Source organism: Paenibacillus polymyxa, from assembly GCF_015710975.1.
Classification (GTDB): Bacteria; Bacillota; Bacilli; order Paenibacillales; family Paenibacillaceae; genus Paenibacillus; species Paenibacillus polymyxa.
On the sequence record NZ_CP049783.1, the window covers coordinates 762,237 to 780,960 of the forward strand.

Sequence of the window (18,724 nt, forward strand, 5' to 3'; positions counted from 1 at the left end):
ACAGTTGCTATTCTACATATACGGTTTTGCTAAGGTAAACGTTGCACATACTTGCGGATCACAGCATACAAAAATAGCGTCGACCAAATTTAGGACGACGCTATTTTCACTTCAATCTATTAGGTTCGGTCGTATATAGCTACTCTTTTAATTCCGAAGCTGAAAACCTCTATCTAATGTAGGATATCTCTTTCACGTTGTTTAAACAAGTGACACACGCAGTCTACCCATCTTGCATTTTATTAATAGTCTGTAAGCAACTCTGTTTTAGCTTTTTCAATTGCTTCGTCACGGCTCTGCACTTGCATTTTTGAGTATATGGTCGAAATATAGTTTCGAACCGTTCCTTCAGACAAGTGAACCTTGCTTGCAATTGCTTTATAACGGTGTCCTTCAGTTAAACAATGCAGAATTTCCAACTCCCGCTCTGTCAGTCCATAAGGATTCTTCATCGTCCCTGTCATTTGCTGAAACAATGTACTTGCTACTTCTTGGGTTATCATCGTTCCTCCGTGATGCACTAGCCGTATTGTATTAGCCAGCTCTCTTGGATCAATTGATTTTAGTACATAACCTTCAGCACCCAAAGCAAGTGATTTCGTAGCATACGAAATGTCATCAAAGGTGGTGATCATAATTACACGTATGTTAGGCCAGCTTTCTTTAATTAGCTTCGTCGCAGTAATACCGTCCATCTGGGGCATATGTACATCCATTAATACAACGTCTGGCGGGTCGCTGGCACATTGATCTACAGCAACGTTTCCGTCTTCCGCCGTTTGAATTCGAAAATCAGGTTCGTTTTTGAGCAACAGGCCTAAACTGTCCCGAATGAGTAATTGATCATCCACCAACAATACCTTGATCTCTGGATTACTAACATCTGTATCCTGAAGCAATGGTATAGAACAGGTCACAATCGTTCCTTCGCCTTCTTTGGAATGAAGGTATAGCTTGCCTTGAAGAGACGAAAGCCGCTCTTTCATTCCTGAAAGACCAAACCCGAACTTAATTTCGTCACTTCCCTTCCCATTGTCCTGCACCTGCAAAATGATCTGGTTATGGTCGTAGTGAAGAAGCACCTGAATAGAATTGGCATGCCCATGTCGGCTGGCATTAGTCAATAATTCTTGTAAACAGCGGTACAAGGTCAGTTTTGACTGTTTTATGACAGGAAGCGGCTCCCCCATCGTTCTGAACACAACTCGAATGGCAGTATTCTTTTTAAATTCATTAATGATATTTAGCAAGGATAGATCCAAAGATGGATCCTCCTCCATAGGGTCCATCTGATGAACTTGCTTTCGGATATCTTCGAGCCCTGTGCGACCAAGTTGAAGAACAGACTGCAATCTTTCAGTCCCCTCTTCAGAAGAGATATAAGGCCGTAATGTTTCCATACCTAAGATAATGGAAGTGAATGTATGGCCAATCGAGTCATGCAGCTCGCGAGCCATGCGGTATCTTTCTTCCAATAGTGTCATTTGTTCAACCTGAGTCGAATACTGCTCCAGGGTTTGATACTGCTTTTTTATTAATTCGAGTTTTTGTTTGATCCGATCTATAGAACGAAATGCCATTTGTAATCCGAAACCAATACCGTATACAAACGAAGCATCCACTAGGTTCTGGAATACGTCTTCTATCGTCCAATGAAACGCCCCTCTTCCTCCCAGGCAAAACATCACCAACGCAAGAGGTAAAGTTACCGCATGTGAACGGCCACGGCTATAAAACGAAATCGTAAAAACAGCTGGCAGAAACAGTCGGACAAGCTCATATTGATGAGCAAATAGCAAAGAAATTCCACCCACTAGAAATACTTCCGCCAACAAATACCAGCGGTAATGAATTCGATCAATGAACAAAGGTATTGAATAGCAAACGAGAACAGAGATAAATACAACAGTGAAAGGGAAAGATGGGCGGTCTTGATACGATAGCAAAACAAAGCAAATCAACCACAAGATTCGGAATACAGCAACAATCCATTCCTGCCAAGACCAGCGCATATTGCATCCAAGCATGTAAGTACCCCATTCTTCTTAAATTAAGGTAATTTTTTCAATCTTTTCACATCATAACAAGGTCATGACATTTTGTCACTAGGGAGTATGACTGCACTCCTGATACTTTATAGACAATCAAACTGTTGGCGGGGAGGGAATCGTTGTTGTCACTATTACAGATTCGTAATTTAAGTAAAAAGATTGGAAAGAAAACCATTGTTGAAGGACTGTCCTTGGATGTAAAGGCGGGGGAAATCATGGGTCTTGTTGGCCCAAATGGAGCGGGCAAGACGACCACTATTCGGATGATCGTGGGGTTAAGTTCAAAATCGGGAGGCCAGGTATTTATCCACGGCCAAGATATTGATCGCTCCTTTGAAAAGGCAATGAGACATGTTGGAGTTATCGTCGAAAATCCAGATCTGTACAAATATTTATCCGGCTATGACAATCTGATTCATTTCTCAAGAATGTCTCCAGGGGTTTCTTCGGAACGTATTCAGGAAGTAATCTCGCTCGTCGGACTTGAGGACAGCATTGATAAGAAAGTGGGAACTTACTCTCTAGGAATGAAGCAGCGACTGGGATTAGCCGTTGTACTGGCCCATAAACCTTCCTTACTTGTACTTGATGAGCCTACCAATGGTTTAGACCCAGCAGGAATAAGAGAGCTTCGGGAACATTTAATCAATCTGTCTCAAAAAGAAGGCGTTGGTGTTCTTATTTCTAGCCATCTTATGGCTGAAATGGAACTGATGTGTGATCAGGTAGCGATTTTAAATAAGGGAAAACTGATTGGTATCCATAATGTAGCTGAGATGATGGATAATCGGCTTGCTCCTGTTCGGTTTGAAGTAGACAGACCCGAATTGGCTCTTCCTGTATTCCAGTCCATGCTGGCGGGGAAAGAAATTATTGCAGATCAACAAACTCTACAAGTTGACATTACAAAGGATCAAATTCCGGGTATTACAAAGAAACTTATGGATACGGGGGTGAACATATACAGCGTTCAGATTACGAAACAGACACTAGAGGATAAATTCATTGAAATCACAGGGGGAATTGAAAAGTGATTCAGTTAATTCGCAATGAAAACATGAAGATTTATAAGCGTAAACGTACCTGGCTTATCATCATACTGCTTATTTTGTATGTATTAATCCAGATGGCTAATTTAAAAAGTTCTGGTATGACTGAGTACAATGAAGGCTGGAAAACACTCTTACAGCATGAAAATTCAAAGCTAACGAGAGATGCAGCAAAGTCAGACGCTCTACCCATTGAGAAAAAAATGGCAGCAGAAAAAATTTTGATGAATCAGTATTATTTGGACCATAACATCGCTCCTCAATCCAATGCTTGGAGTTTTACAGTGAGCCAATCCAGAAATTTAATTGTAGGTATCTCTCTTTTAGCTCTTATCGTGGCTGGCGATATTGTAGCCTCTGAGTTTTCTGCCGGTACAATCAAATTTTTACTGACACGTTCAGCTACACGCTCAAAAATTTATTTTTCTAAATATATTGCAACTCTCTTGTTTGGAATATTTTTGGTTTTGCTTACTTTTCTGGCTGCCATATTTTTCGGTGGATTAATGTTTGGCTTTAAGGGGATCGGCGATCCCTACTTCTTCGTCAAGGATCAAACCATTCAGCAGGCAGATATGATTCAAGCCTTGTTAGGAGGGTTCTTATTTAATATACCTTTTATGGTTATCGTGTTGACATTTGCATTTATGATTTCTGCAGCATTTCGCAGTGTTACATTTTCTATTGTGTTCTCTATGCTGGCAGCTATAGCAGGATTCGTCCTGAGTATCACCATGAATGGATGGCCTTGGACAAAATACTTTGTGTTTTCCAGTACAGATCTCAATCCTTATTTTTTTGGAACGACGCCAGTGGAAGGAATGACCTTGGGCTTCTCACTGTTCCTCCTTCTACTTCATCTGGTCGCTATGCATCTCGTTTCATATCCTATTTTTACAAAACGGGATGTAATCTAAATCTATACTAACTATTCTGAAACGGAGTGATTGTAATGAAATGGCTCACTACTTTAGTGATGATCTCAATGTTACTGTTAATTGCAGCCTGTTCATCCAAACCTGCAACATCTTTAAACAAGGAACTTGAATTATCATCTGCCGGTATTTCCAGCTTAGTTCTAGATAATAGCAACGGTCAAATTGAAGTTGTCGGAAACAAGAATACAGATAAAATACAAGCCAGTGTCGTTGCTAATGGCAGCAACATGGATAAGCTAAAATTAAGTCTGGAGGGAGAAGATGGTATAGCTACTCTTAATACTTTTTTCGAGGGACAATTCATGTCAACAGGTCCCCAAACAGTTGATGTCAAGCTAACCATTCCGGAAAAAATGAAACTAGAAATTAAACATCCGCATAGAGATGGAGATATTCAAGTAACGAATTTAGCCTCGGATGTAAGCATTGAAAATGTGAATGGTAATATCACGCTTAAAGAAATCGGTGGAGCCATTGATTTAACCAACAGAGATGGTGGGATTACTATTCAAAATAGCTCATCTGATGTCAATATTGAAAATGTAAACGGACATATTCAAGCAGATAAAATAGGGGGTACTGCATATATTGAGTTAGGTGACGGCTCTCTGGATATTGATCAAGTTGCAAAAGATGTTGTCATTATTCAGAGCGGCAATGGAAAAGTAAGCATCGGTGATGTGAAGGGGAAAGTGACTCAAAGCAAAAAATAACTGAAAGACCAAAAGGCCAACATAAGTTGGCCTTTCCATTAACATCAGGTCCTTCAATCACATCATCATGGGCAGAAATTCAGTTTATAATGCTGATACTCGTTCTTTTTCACCTACGCTATTAAGGACTGGTTCGGCATTTTGACTGAAAAAGTTACGTAATGCTTTGTTCTTATGAGCCATGATACCCATCACCAGAGCAACTATTCCCGATGCCAGAGGAAGGTATACCCAATGGATTCTATCCAATAGTATTCCGTACAACCCGATTCCGAGCGGAGTTGCTAGCATAGTGATCGAGCTGATTACACCAAACACCCCGGCTCTAATATGTTCTGGAGTATACAGCTGCACATAAGATATCATGGGAACATTGCTCATTGAATTAAAAAATCCGGTTACCGCCAAAATCATAATGAAGATGAACGTCATCTGTATCAGGCTTCCTGATGTTGAGGGAAACAATAATGGGAAACACCATGTTAGGAATAAGATGGCTTGAAGCTGAAACAGGATAAATATTTTGGTAATAACAAATTGATGTACTTTCCGACGTGAAACCACAATGGCTCCCGCGATGACTCCTACGAACCAGGCTCCTTGAATAACAGATAGTTGCTGAGCTGAAAGTTGAAGTTCCTGATAAGTCACATACGGCAGCACAACCTGGACTAATGGAGCGAGCATAAAATTGATACCAACAAAGATAACAAGTAAATACATTATGGCTTTTTGCTTGTTTATATACGCAAACACATCTTTGACACTGTCTAAATAACTTGAGGATACCGTTTGTTCATCAGTTTTCCTAAATTGTAACCATAGTTGCATCAATCCGGCCGAAATAAATGTTATTCCGTTAATCATCACAATCGTTTCCAAGCCCCAAGCTCGATAAGTTATGGCACCCAGGATCGGACCCAGTACATTTATGATTGCTCCTATACTTTGATAGGAAGAGTTTACGCTATGAACGTTGTCTCTTTCCACTAAGTTAGGAATTGAGGCGTTCAGCGTTAAGAACGTAAATGATTGAATAAGGCTTAATATAACGGAGAACACGGCAAGCAACATAACATTGGTTGAATCCAACAAGAAAATGGGTAAAAAGATTAGTAGCGCTATTCCGCTTAATATTTCGGTTATGACAAGCACTTTCTTCTTATTGCTCCGGTCTATAACTACACCTGCAAAAATATTGACAAATACTCCGGGCAGAATGGACAAGCCTAACACCATTGAAAATACAGTGGCCGATCCGGTGATATCCAAAATATATAGACTTAAAGCAAACTTAAAAATCGAACTTCCTAGCTCCGATATAAGCCTGGTTACTGAAAAAATAAATAGATTCCGGCGAGCATAAAACGAAAATTCCTTTGGCTGATTCATGAGATCCCCCTATTCGGTTAGGGCAAGAGTTACAGAACGGTTGCCCAGCGTCTTTCCAATTGCTCCAAGGCACTTTGTAGATGATTCCGTACTATACTTTCGTCTTCTGAAAAAGGTAGAGTTAGTGCCACAAACAGATTAGACTCGCTATCATGCCAAACTTCGCATAAGATTCGTGTTCTTCCTTCAACATTGACATTACCCAGATCTACCGTTTGTAGGAGTTGATGCTCACTTCTCAGCTCACCAAGGAAATTAAATACAATTGGCATTCTATCCAAAGCCTGCTGCAAGTATCCTCCAGATAAAGGATAATCATTCTGTACATCCGGGTTATACATTAAGTTAGCAAAGCTGATATTATGTTCAGCTGCCCGTTGAACACTTTGGCGAACCTGCTGTTCTAGAGATACCAGATTTTGGTCTAAATTAGTTAGTATCGGGATATGATCCACAAATTCACCAATAACATCATAGTAACGCTTCTCTCCAAAGCTTCGACCATATTGCGTTACCCAAATGGGAACCTGACTAAGCTCGAAATACATTTTACAAAAAGCAGTGAACGTAAAGAATGCAATCTCCCAATGACTAGTGTTGTCCAAGTGAATTGCTCTCTCGGAAGATTTCAAATCCCAAATGACAGTTGTATGCCCTTCAAGTACTGCTTTTTGACTTACAAAATCGGTTATACGACCAATTGCACGATCAAACTTATCTAGATTATAGGTAGTAGCTAGTTCCAGATCATCAACACCCTGAGGTCCTTCCATAATATGAGCTGTAAAATCAGAGTAACGATTTTTGCTCCCTTCAGGCGTTTCCTTTCCAGCTCGAACACATTCATAATAAGTGTTGAATTGGTGCTTAATAATCTCACTGCTCATAAAGTCAAAGATCGAGTGCGAAAAAGGTAATATAAGCATGTAGTCTTTCAGATTCTTTTTCACAATCAATATCCGATATAAGAGTGAATTGCTCAGTTCATGCTGCCTGTAAAAATAAGGCCAGACGATATTATTCAGAATCACTTGCTGTGTATCTTCATCGTACATAGAGATATCAACCAGTGGTACAGGAAGATGATCTGGTGCTTCCCTTACTTGCCACTGCAATTCTCCGTTTTCTTTACACAGCGTACTTCTCATCAAATCTTGCTCTCGAATAATCTGCAGAATCGCTTCTTCCACATACTCCATGTTCATATGTTTTTCTAGCGGAATAATCGTGCCAGAAATATCACTGTGTTGGAGATGGTAGCGTTGTGTTGGAGAAACTGGCAGTCTCTCGATCACTCCTGGGCTTAGAATAGCTTTGGAGAAAACGTCCAAATCATTGTCAATTCTTTCTGTCCATATGCTCTTAATGTCTTCAAGATTGGCCTTTTCCAGTCTCAGGGTTTCTTCTCCATGCCAAGTGATGTAATGAGGCTGAATTGATTCATCGCATTTCATGTCCAACAGTTCCATAATCTCTTTTTCAAAAGAAATGGCCCCATCTTCTAGATGCAGAACGATATAAGATTTTCCATTGAATTGCTCTTGTTGTAACCATCCCTTAACGTTCAGCTTTTGATGCAGCAACGCTATAATTTGATCAAATTGTTGGGCAAGTGCAGAAGGGTTTTCTTCCATCCCTTCCACATGTAGTGCCAACTCTCTGACCGTAGGGTATTGATAGATACTGCTCAACCGTAATTCACTACTCCAAATCCCCTGTAATCTGGATGCAAGCTGAATAGCCGTTAAAGAATGTCCTCCCAGTTCAAAGAAATTATCGTCGATACCCACATGTTCAATACCAAGTACACTCATCCAGATCTCAACTAATTCCTTTTCCAGCTCACTGCTTGGCTCCACATATTCCGTTCCGGTACCAAATTCCAGCTCAATCTCTAATAGCATACGACGATTAATCTTACCACTCGACGTGAGCGGCATCTGATCCAAGAATACAAAATAGGCTGGAATCATATACTCTGGAACTGAGACAGATAAATTTTGTCGCAACATTGCCGTTGTCACATGAGGTTCGGCAACAACATACGCCCCCAAACTAGGCATCCCCGTTCGGTCATCAGCACGGGCAAGTACTGCCGCTGCCCGAACTCCATCATGCGCAAGCAAAGCCGCCTCAATCTCACCCAGTTCGATCCGATATCCGCGGATTTTCACCTGATGATCGATTCTGCCCATATATTCGATATTTCCATCCGGCAACCATCTAGCCAGATCCCCTGTTCGGTACATCCGTCCTCCCGGCTCGTATGGATCTTCTACGAACTTCTCTTCCGTCAATTCCTCCCGATTCACATATCCTCGCGCTACACAGTCGCCTCCAATATGCAGTTCGCCAGGTATCCCTATCGGTTGCAAACGGTCCTTCTTATCCAAAATGTACAATTTTACGTTATCAATCGGCTTCCCGATCGGAATGCTCTCCGGTTCATGCTCGACAGGACAGTCATAATACGCCACCTCCACGGTCGCTTCCGTTGGCCCATACAGATTGTGCAGCGTGGCACCGCCGCCTCCTATCAGACAGTTAAACCGACGCACATGCTCTGTCATCAGCGCTTCCCCGCTGGCAAATACCCGTCGTACACTGCGCATTTTCCCCGTAGCTCCGCTGTGTTCCATGTATTCCAGAAACGCGCCCAGCATCGACGGCACAAAGTGCAATGCCGTTACCCGGTTAGACTCAACTGTTTCAGCTATTGTGGCCGGGTCCTTCTCTCCTCCCGGCTCCAAAAAGCATACCGTTGCCCCTTGGATAGCCCACGAGAATAATTCCCACAACGATACATCAAAGGTATACGGTGTCTTTTGCAGGATTACATCCTCCGCTCCAAACGGAATCCGCTTTTGCATCCAGTGCAGACGATTGATCAGCGAGGCGTGCTCAATCATGACTCCTTTAGGCTTACCCGTAGATCCCGAGGTGTAAATCACATACACCAAATCCGTCGAGCGATTGATCGATTCCGGATTCTTTTCTCTTTCTGTTTGCTCCTTTTCCTGTACCAGCAAATCTTCGATAGCGATCAGTTCCCTGGTTGTTCCATGACAGCGAAGCTGCTCCACTAACTCCTGCTGGGTCAATAAAATGGATGCTCCACTGTCCTCCAGCATGAACGTCAGTCGTTCTTCAGGGTCCTCTGGATTCAGCGGCAGATAGGCTCCACCCGCTTTCAAGATTCCTAGTAGTCCGATAATCATCTCCAACGATCGGTGAACCGCGATCCCCACCACACGATCAGGTCCTACTCCTTTTTCCCGCAGCACATGAGCCAACCGATTCGCTTGGGCGTTCAGCTCCCGATACGTTAACTGCCGTCCTTTGTAAAGGGCTGCCGGATGTTCCGGTGTTCGCTCCACCTGCTCCTCAAACAATTGATGGATTGTCTTCGCTCGCGGATAGATCGCTGTCGTATTGTTAAATTCATTCAAAATCACTTCTTTCTCCGGTAAAGAAGTTACTTCAATCGAGGATATACTCATCTCTGGATTATCCACGATTTGTCGGACTACGCCATTTAGATGATTTTTTATACGTTCCACAAATTCTCTACTTAAGGTATCAGCGTTGTACAGAAATTTAATGTTCAGTTCGTCTTTCAGGGAAACAATAAGATTAAAGTCATAGTTTGTCTGTTCATAAAAGGCCATATCTCGCACATGAATTTTCAGATTGTGCTTCTGTAGCGCCTCTTCTTCGCCAAACTCAGGGTAATTTTCAAACACAATAATATGATCTAACAGGCTTTGCTTCAGTGTGGTTACGGACTGAATGTCCGCTAATGATGTGTACTCATACTTAACAGATTCGATGGAGCTTTGTTGAGCTCTCTTGGCCATTTCAATGAAGCTTTCATTCTCCTCGCCATAAATTCGCACGGGAATCGTATTAATGAAAATACCTACCATGCTCTCAATGTCTGGGATTACTGGCGGTCGCCCTGAAACTACGGCTCCAAATACTACATCGTTGGTATTGTTATATCTTTGAAGCAATGCCCCCCACATGGATTGGAACAACGTGTTGACCGTAATCCGATTATGAGATGCAATCTCTGTTAATCGTCGTGTCATTGTTTGGTCTAACGAAAATTCTAGCTGACTCGTGCGGTAACCACCTTCTTTAGCCTGCAATTTGAACGTCTTCGGTATAACTGCACATTGCGTATATCCATCCAAAGCCTGTTTCCAATATTGCATGGACTCCTCTTTGTCCTGCTTTTCCAGCCAACGAATATAAGTTGAATAAGCAGGGGCTGTTTCAGACTTAAGCGGTCTACCATTTTTCAATTCTAGATACATACTCATAAAATCGCGGTAGACAATTCCTACGCACCATCCATCCATAATCATATGATGGAAAGTCCACATCATAAGGAACTTATCAGGAGTTGTTTTTAATACATTTATACGTATTAGTGCCTCATTGGATAAATCAAATCCACGCAGAAGATCTTGTTTTTTGTAATCCTCTAGATAAGCGGTAATTTCTTGCTCATTCATCCCGGTAAGGTCATAAAACTGAAACTCTGCATGTTGATGTTTACGCACGATTTGCCGAGGTTCATGTATACCGGTAAACACAAAATTCGTACGCAATACTTCATATTTTGCCAACAATTCTTGAAAACTCTGTTCCAGAAGCTCCTGCTGTAGTTCACCTTCCATTTCAATCGCGACTTGTTCCACATAAGCTGTAGTTTCCGGCTCCATCATGTAATGGAACAGCATTCCCTGCTGCATAGGTGTTAACGGGTAAATATGCTCTACTTGTTCAGTCCCACCAAACTGCTTGAGAATCTGATCTAACTCAGGGATAGAGAGAGTATGGTCTTGGTAATCAGATGGGGTGAGAACCTTCTGTGAAATGCTTGTACAGTGATTAATTAACATTTTTAAATGCTCAATATACATAAGGGATAATTGTTCAATAGCATGGTCTGCATGCTCGCCACGAATATATCCAAATTCAAGTAACAGTTGGTCTTGGGAAACAATACTGTTGATGTCCAGTGTAAAATGACTTTCTGCCCCTTCACCAACAGAACGTCCCGGAGATAGCGGTGACGATTCAAAGCTCCCCTCTTGCGTACCATCCATAAATTGTCCCAGATAATTAAAACTGATTTGTGGCTGTATGTTAAAATCTAAATCTTGAGTATGTTCCACATCGGTCAAATACTTCAGAACTCCGTAGCCAATCCCTCGATTAGGGATATGCCGAATCATTTCCTTAGTTCGTCGAATAACAGATGAAATATCTTCACTATCCCTCATATCCAGAACAATAGGAAACATCGAAGTAAACCAACCTATGGTTCGAGTAACATCAATCTCCTCCATAATCTCTTCCCTGCCATGTCCTTCAAGATTAATAGCGAAGATTTTACTACCCGCCCATTGCTTAATTGCCAATCCAAGTGCTGATAACAATAAGTCATTAATTTCGGTATTATAGGCCTGATGAGCAGTTCCAAGCAGTAGCTGTGTATCTTGCTTGTCCAACCGGACAGCTATGCTCGTTCTTTCTTTTTTCACTCCAACCTCATCAGTAACTGTGCTCTTCTGAGGAAATGGAGACTCACATTGAACACCTTCAATTTGCTGCCAATATGCCTTCTCCTTCAGTAAAGTCCGACTGTTCGAATACTCTGCAAGCCGGTCGGACCAATACTGAAAAGAGTCCGTTTTATCCGGCAAAGCGATAGCCTTACCCTGTAATGCCTGGGTATATGCGCTCTCCAAGTCTTCCAATAAGATTCGCCAGGAGACCCCGTCAATAACCAAATGGTGAATAGCAATCAGCAAATGCTGGCCTTTATCTGTTTGGAACAAACCAACCCGGATCATCTCACCTGCTCTTAAGTCCATGGTAGCCTGTAGCCGACTCGCCTCTTCCTCAATCTTGCTTTCAGCATCGTTATTTCCTTGTAGATTATAAATATTTAAATGAAAAGGCTTTAACTGCGTTCCCGTATGGTATTGGCAAACAGAACTCTGACCGATTTCATACGCCATTCGTAGGGCATCATGGTGAATAATAATATTCTCCAAAGCAGTCTTTAGGGCTTCTTCATCAAATACACCACTAGTAAATAACATAACTGCTTGATTAAAATGGTTCCGATCATCCTGTACATTTTCGAAGAACCATCTTTGGATTGGAGTTAGCTGTACCTCACCTGTTACCGCCTTCTGGTCAATGATTCTGGAACGACGTTGGACATATGGTGCTACTTGCTGAACAGTAGGGTGCTGAAATATGTCCTTCATATCCAGCTTTAATCCCTCTTGGCTCAACCTTGCGATCACTTGAATGGCCTTAATAGAGTCTCCTCCAAGGTCAAAAAAACTGTGACTAATTCCAATTCCCTCTTGTCCCAGCACGCCTTCCCAAATTTTAACCAACTTCTCTTCCGTAGGGCTTGTTGGTGGTTCATACAGCGTGCTCAAGTCTAAGTTAATATGAGGTTCTGGCAGTTTCTTCTGATCCACCTTGCCATTAGCGTTCAGCGGCAAACTGTCCAACAGGATTAAGCTGGATGGCAACATGTAATCTGGTAAATACTTCGCCAAGTAACGGCGAATAGCTGAAGTATTTAATTCCCCATCTGTCACCATATATGCAGAAATACGATTTTGACCGGATGGATCCGGTTTAGCTACAACTATTGCCTCTTTAATACGTTCATGGGATAGTAATTGGTTTTCAATTTCACCAAGTTCTATACGAAAACCCCTAATTTTCACCAGATGATCTTGGCGGCCTACAAATTCAATATTTCCATCTGGAAGCCATTTTGCAATGTCACCTGTTTTGTACATTTTCTCGCCTGGATTAAATGGATTGTCTATAAACTTTTCGTTTGTAAAATCAGGTAGGTTCAAGTAGCCCTGGGATAGTGCATCCCCTGCTATACAAAGCTCTCCCGGTATACCAATAGGCTGCAATTTAAGACTTTTATCCAGAATGTACACAGTAGTACCTGTAATCGGGGCTCCAATCGGAATTGTACCTTTCCGTTCATGAATCTGATCTACACCATAACACGTAGCAAAGACCGTGCTTTCGGTAGGACCGTACATGTGGAGCATTTTATGGGGCCCGATATGTTCAAATAACTTGCTCACATGCGGTAGCGAAACCCGCTCTCCACCAAAAAGTACTTTGCGAATTGTAGTAAAACATTCAATATTGGTTTCTATCAACGTGTTAAACAAGGCGGTAGTAATAAAAAATACCGAGACACTTTCATTTCGAATTAAGGAAGACAGTTTTTCTGGATTCAGCATATTCTCTTTACGTAAGAGAATCAGCTTAGAACCATTGACCAGAGCGCCGAATATATCGAAGACTGACCCATCAAAGGCATAGTTGGATAACTGCAAGAGAATATCCTGTTCCGTAAGATCGATATAATTGGAGTTTTTAATCAATCTCTCCACGTTATAATGCATGGTCAGATTCCCTTTTGGTTTACCTGTTGAGCCAGAGGTATATAGCACATATGCCAAATCATCCGGTTCATTCACATAAGGTAAGTTACTAGAATCTGAATCCTTAACGATCATATCGAGCTGATCCAAATCAAGGATTTCCCCTGCAAATCCATCTGCTCCTGCCTCTTTTATGAAAGTTGATTCAGTCAGAACATGATGGGATGCCAATAATAGTGTTATCTTGCAATCGTATAGCATCAGACTAATTCGCTCCGCAGGATAATCTGGTGCCAGAGGAACATATGCACCCCCAGCCTTTAAAATCCCTAGGATTCCGACTATCATTTCAAAAGATCGCTCTACCATAATGCCAACAAGCGTATTGGCCTGTACTCCTTTTTCTCTAAGCACTCTGGCAAGCTGATTCGCTTTATCGTTTAACTCGCTGTAAGTCCATTGTTGTTCCTCGAACGATACCGCGACACGCTCCGGCGTCTTCGCTACCTGCTCTTCAAAGAGCTGATGCAGCAATTTTCGGTTCTCTTTCTCGGGAGAAGCGGGTACCGTATTAAATTTCGTTAACAGGATCTCTTCTTCGGATGCAGTTACCATGTTTACGTCGCTAATCCGGAGATCCGCAGAGTCCACAATAGTCTGTAAAATCTGCAAATAATGCTTCGACATTCTCTCAATACTTTCTTTGTAAAACAGCTTATTACAATAATCAATTCGAAAAGAGAGTCCCTCTTGATCCGCTTCTGCTGTTAACGTTAAGTCAACTTTGGCTATGCCAGCTTCAACAGAATAGGGCGATATGGATATCCCGTCAGCTTGTAAGCTTACCGAATCGGTATTTTCTAGAGAGAACATCGTATCAAACAGAGGATTTCGGCTTAAATCCCTGTGAAGTTCGAGCTTATCTACAAGATCTTCTATTGGATAATCCTGATGTTCGAATGCTTCCAGGCTGCTTCTTTGCACCTCCAGTAAAAATTGCTTGAGCGTTTTGTCAGCAGCTGGGCGGTTACGCAGCACAAGTGTATTAACGAACATCCCCATAATATTTTCTAAATCCGTATGATTACGACCTGCTATTGGAGACCCTACCACGATATCTTCCTGGCTTGAATACTTATGCAATAATACGTTGTAAGCCGATAGCAGTACCATAAATAAAGTGGTCCGATTTTCTGTAACAAATTGTTGTAGACCTTCACGAAGTGTCTTATCAGCTTGAAAAGAATACCGGTCACCTTCAAAGCTTTGTACTTGAGGTCTCGTGAAATCAGTTGGTAGATTAAGGACAGGAAGCTCATCCGAAAACAAATCTAGCCAGTATTGTTCCTGCTTAATCAAGTGTCCTTCTTTGATCCACTCACTATTCCAAACGGCGTAATCTTTATATTGAATACGCAATGGTGGCAGTGAGTTCCCGTGATACAATGTCGTGAAATCATTAGCCAAAACGCTCATGGAAACACCATCTGCAACAATATGGTGCATATCTACCATCAAAATATGCCTATTGTCCGAAATACGTACCAGCTTCGCCCGCAATAATGGAGCCTGACCTAAGTTAAACGGTCTTACGAACGTTTTGAATATCGCTTGAATCTGTTTGTCCTGTGCTTCTATTCCGATATCATCAGCCTGTTGGAGACTCAGTTGAAATGGAACCTCACTATGAATTTTTTGTACTGGCTCCTCTGTGCCCCACTCAAATGATGTCCGCAATGCCTCATGCCTATCTATTAGATCCCTGAACACTCGCTCCAGCCGCTGGATGTCCAGTTCTCCCTCCATCAGTAAGGCAAAGGGCATATTGTATGCTGTTTCTGCTCCTTCAAACTGATGTAAAATCATTTGTCTCTTTTGAACGGATGTCACTGGATAAGAATCGCGTAGCTCGGCAGGAGCAATATCCATCATCGTCCCAGCTGCAACCTCTGGTCCGCAGATCAAAACACTCATTTCTTCGATGGTCGGATGTGCAAAAATATTACGGAGTGGAATTTCAACTCGCAGCAACTTATTGATTCGAGACATAAGTCGAGTCGCCGTTAGTGAATGTCCACCCAGTTCAAAAAAGTTGTCATGTATACCGATGGAGGATATGTCCAGCAACTTCTCCCAAATCTCGGCTAGTTTTCTTTCCGTTTCGTTTCTTGGTGCAACGTAGCTGGTGGCTCGCATCCCATGATCCGGTTCGGGTAGCGCTTTACGGTTAACCTTGCCACTGGACAGGTGCGGCATAACATCTAGCCGCACGAAATGACTCGGCACCATGTAATCCGGTATGAGTGCCTTCAAATGTGCCCTTAAAATAGATGTGTTCAAACCTTCTCCGCTTTCGAAATATGCGCATAAATATTTGCCACCATCTCGATCATCAAGGGCAAGTACTGTAGCCGCCTTGATACCTTCGTACGCGAGTAAGGCCGCTTCAATCTCACCCAGTTCGATCCGGTAGCCCCGAATTTTCACCTGATGGTCGATCCGACCCATATATTCAATGTTTCCATCCGGCAGCCATCTCGCCAAGTCTCCCGTTCGGTACATCCGTCCCCCGCCGCATAGGGGTCCGCTACGAACTTCTCCTCCGTCAGTTCTTTCCGATTCACATATCCTCGGGCTACGCAGTCCCCTCCAATATGCAGCTCGCCCGGTACACCTATCGGCTGCAATCGGTCTTTATGGTCCAAAATATATAATTTCACGTTATCAATTGGCTTCCCGATCGGAATACTCTCCGGTTCCTGGTCCGCAGGACAGTCGTAATACGCCACCTCTACCGTCGCTTCCGTCGGTCCATACAGGTTGTGCAGCGTGGCTCCTTCGGTCCCCAGCAAACGGTTAAATCGGCGGACATGCTCTGTCATCAGCGCTTCCCCGCTGGCAAATACTCGCCGTACACTCCGCATTTTCCCGGCGGCTCCGCTGTGCTCGATATACTCCAGGAACGCTCCCAGCATGGATGGCACAAAATGGATTGCCGTTACCCCGTTGGCCTCCACCGTTTCGGCTATCGTTGCCGGGTCTTTCTCGCCTCCCGGCTCCAAAAAGCATACTGTCGCTCCCTGAATCGCCCACGAGAACAGCTCCCACAACGATACGTCAAAGGTGTAGGGCGTTTTTTGCAGGATCACATCCTCCGCTCCAAACGGAATTCGTTGTTCCATCCAGTGCAGACGGTTGATCAATGAAGCGTGCTCAATCATGACCCCCTTCGGCTTGCCGGTGGAGCCTGACGTATAGATCACGTACACCAAATCGCTCGAGCGGTTAACAGGTTCCGGGTTCTTCTCGCATTCTTCTCCTGTAAGCTCCATCCCCTCCATCAGCAAATCTTCGATAGCGATCAGCTCGCGGTCGGCTCCGTGCGGACGAAGGCGGTCCAACTGATCCCGCTGGGTCAGCAGGATAGATGCCCCGCTATCCTCCAACATGAATCCCAGCCGTTCTTCCGGGTCTTCCGGATGTAACGGCAGATACGCCCCGCCTGCCTTCAAAATCCCCAACAGGCCGACGATCATCTCCAGCGATCGATGAACTGCGATGCCCACCATCTGATCGGGCCCGATGCCTTTCTTCCGCAGGACGTGAGCCATCCGATTCGCTTGGGCATTCAGCTCCCGGTACGTCAATTGCCGATCTTGGTATAGGGCTGCCGGATGTTCCGGTGTTCGCTCCACCTGCTCCTCAAACAATTGATGAATCGTCTTCTCCCTTGGATAAGGCGCAGCCGTCCCGTTGAATTTCTTCAAAATCACTTCTTTTTCTTCTGGCAGAATGATATCTATTTCGTGCAAAACTATATCAGCAGACGAAACTACAGTGCGGGCGATTTCCTCAACATGTCGACCTAATCGATCTATATATTCTGGTTCGTATAATAGACCGTTATAGCTGAATTTCATCCGCAGTTTCTCACCGGGGACAACGTTAAGGTTGAACGAATAATTAGTCTGTTCAAAGCCAGCCATCTCCGAAACCGCTAAACTGTTTTCGTTCTCGTGATCGGAAGCTTCCTCCATACCCGGGAAATTTTCAAAGGCCAAAATATGGTGTATCAGATTACTCTTCAACAAACTACCCGCCTGAATATCAGCAAGGGGCACATAATGATGCTGCCCCGCCTCCATAACCGAATGTTGTACATGCTGGACGAAATCCGAAAAAGCAAGATGATCCTCTTCACTCGATATACGCACTGGAATAGTATTGATAAATAGGCCCACCATGTTTTCTGCTCCCGGAATATCTGACGGACGACCGGAAACGACAGAGCCAAATACCACGTCGCGGGTGTTGTTGTATTTCATCAATAGCAAACCCCAGATAGAGTGAAACAATGTACTCAAAGTAACCTTGAGTTCTTTGGCCAGTGATTCCAACTGACCCGTTAATTGCGAATCAAAGCTAAAGATTTGCTGCTGTGGATCGTAATCAACGTGGCTCCCTTTACCACTCGCAGGCAAGATACTCTGCTGTTCAAAACCATCCAAATATCGCTCCCAAAACGTAAGCGCTATATCTGTATCCTGCTTGTCCAACCACTTGAGGTATTTTTCATAAGAAGGAGCTTCCCCCAGTTGAACTGGCTCATTCTTTTGCAATGATGTGTAGATCTGGAACCATTCTTTCAAAACGATTTCTAAGCACCATCCATCCATAATGATGTGGTGGAAGCTAACGATCAGCTTGTATACATCAGGCGCACACTGCAATATGGAGACCCGGAATAACTCATCCCGGGTAATATCAAATCCGTTGGCCTTATCACGTTGAACAAACTGTTCTATATAGGCCACCTGGTCAGATTGCGTTAGTGAAGAAATGTCCTCAAAGTGAATTGCTGGATGCTTCTGCCGAAATACGATCAATTTAGGCTCTTCAATATTGACGTGAAAAACATTGCTGCGCAATATCTCATGGCGCTCAAACAGAACAGAAAGACTTCGATCCAGAAGCTCTACCTCAAGTAAGCCGTTCAAGGTAAGATTCACTTGTTCAAAATAGGCGTACGAAGTTTGATCTAGCAGGCTATGGAACAAGATTCCTTGTTGCATCGGGGTTAATCGGAATATACTTTGAATTTGCAGATCTTTACTCATAATCCACCGC

Annotated in this window: 7 protein-coding genes; 3 read left to right on the forward strand and 4 right to left on the reverse strand. The window is 43.1% G+C overall.

Translation table 11 applies throughout. The features are described 5' to 3' along the window. Nucleotides 1-242 precede the first annotated feature (242 nt). Complete coding sequence (locus G7035_RS03650) at nt 243-2,027, reverse strand: helix-turn-helix transcriptional regulator (protein ID WP_029514859.1); 1,785 nt, start codon at nt 2,025-2,027, stop codon at nt 243-245. Nucleotides 2,028-2,173: 146 nt separating this feature from the next. On the opposite strand from G7035_RS03650, the gene G7035_RS03655 reads away from it, so the two are divergent. Genes G7035_RS03655 through G7035_RS03665 form a run of 3 tightly spaced genes read left to right on the forward strand, consistent with a single transcriptional unit; the run spans nt 2,174 to nt 4,751 of the window. Further along, nucleotides 2,174-3,085 (forward strand): ABC transporter ATP-binding protein, encoded by a 912-nt coding sequence (locus tag G7035_RS03655; RefSeq protein WP_017426300.1) that lies wholly within the window; start codon nt 2,174-2,176, stop codon nt 3,083-3,085. Then, nucleotides 3,082-4,017: an ABC transporter permease gene (locus tag G7035_RS03660; protein ID WP_017426299.1), complete on the forward strand. Its 936-nt coding sequence runs from the start codon at nt 3,082-3,084 to the stop codon at nt 4,015-4,017. The genes G7035_RS03655 and G7035_RS03660 overlap by 4 nt, the downstream gene beginning before the upstream one ends. Nucleotides 4,018-4,052: 35 nt before the next feature. Next, nucleotides 4,053-4,751, forward strand: coding sequence for a DUF4097 family beta strand repeat-containing protein (locus G7035_RS03665; protein ID WP_019686268.1), 699 nt, complete (start codon nt 4,053-4,055; stop codon nt 4,749-4,751). Nucleotides 4,752-4,835: 84 nt separating this feature from the next. On the opposite strand, the gene G7035_RS03670 is transcribed toward G7035_RS03665, so the two are convergent. The 3 genes from G7035_RS03670 to G7035_RS27195 are packed head-to-tail and all read right to left on the reverse strand — an operon-like array spanning nt 4,836 to nt 18,714. Then, complete coding sequence (locus G7035_RS03670; protein WP_019686267.1) at nt 4,836-6,143, reverse strand: MFS transporter; 1,308 nt, start codon at nt 6,141-6,143, stop codon at nt 4,836-4,838. Nucleotides 6,144-6,172: 29 nt separating this feature from the next. Continuing rightward, on the reverse strand, nt 6,173-16,159 hold the full coding sequence (locus tag G7035_RS03675; protein ID WP_230877821.1) for a non-ribosomal peptide synthetase: 9,987 nt from the start codon (nt 16,157-16,159) through the stop codon (nt 6,173-6,175). Next, nucleotides 16,081-18,714, reverse strand: a complete 2,634-nt coding sequence (locus tag G7035_RS27195) for a non-ribosomal peptide synthetase (protein WP_230877822.1) — start codon at nt 18,712-18,714, stop codon at nt 16,081-16,083. Before G7035_RS27195 ends, G7035_RS03675 begins: the two co-directional genes overlap by 79 nt. Nucleotides 18,715-18,724: the final 10 nt, after the last annotated feature.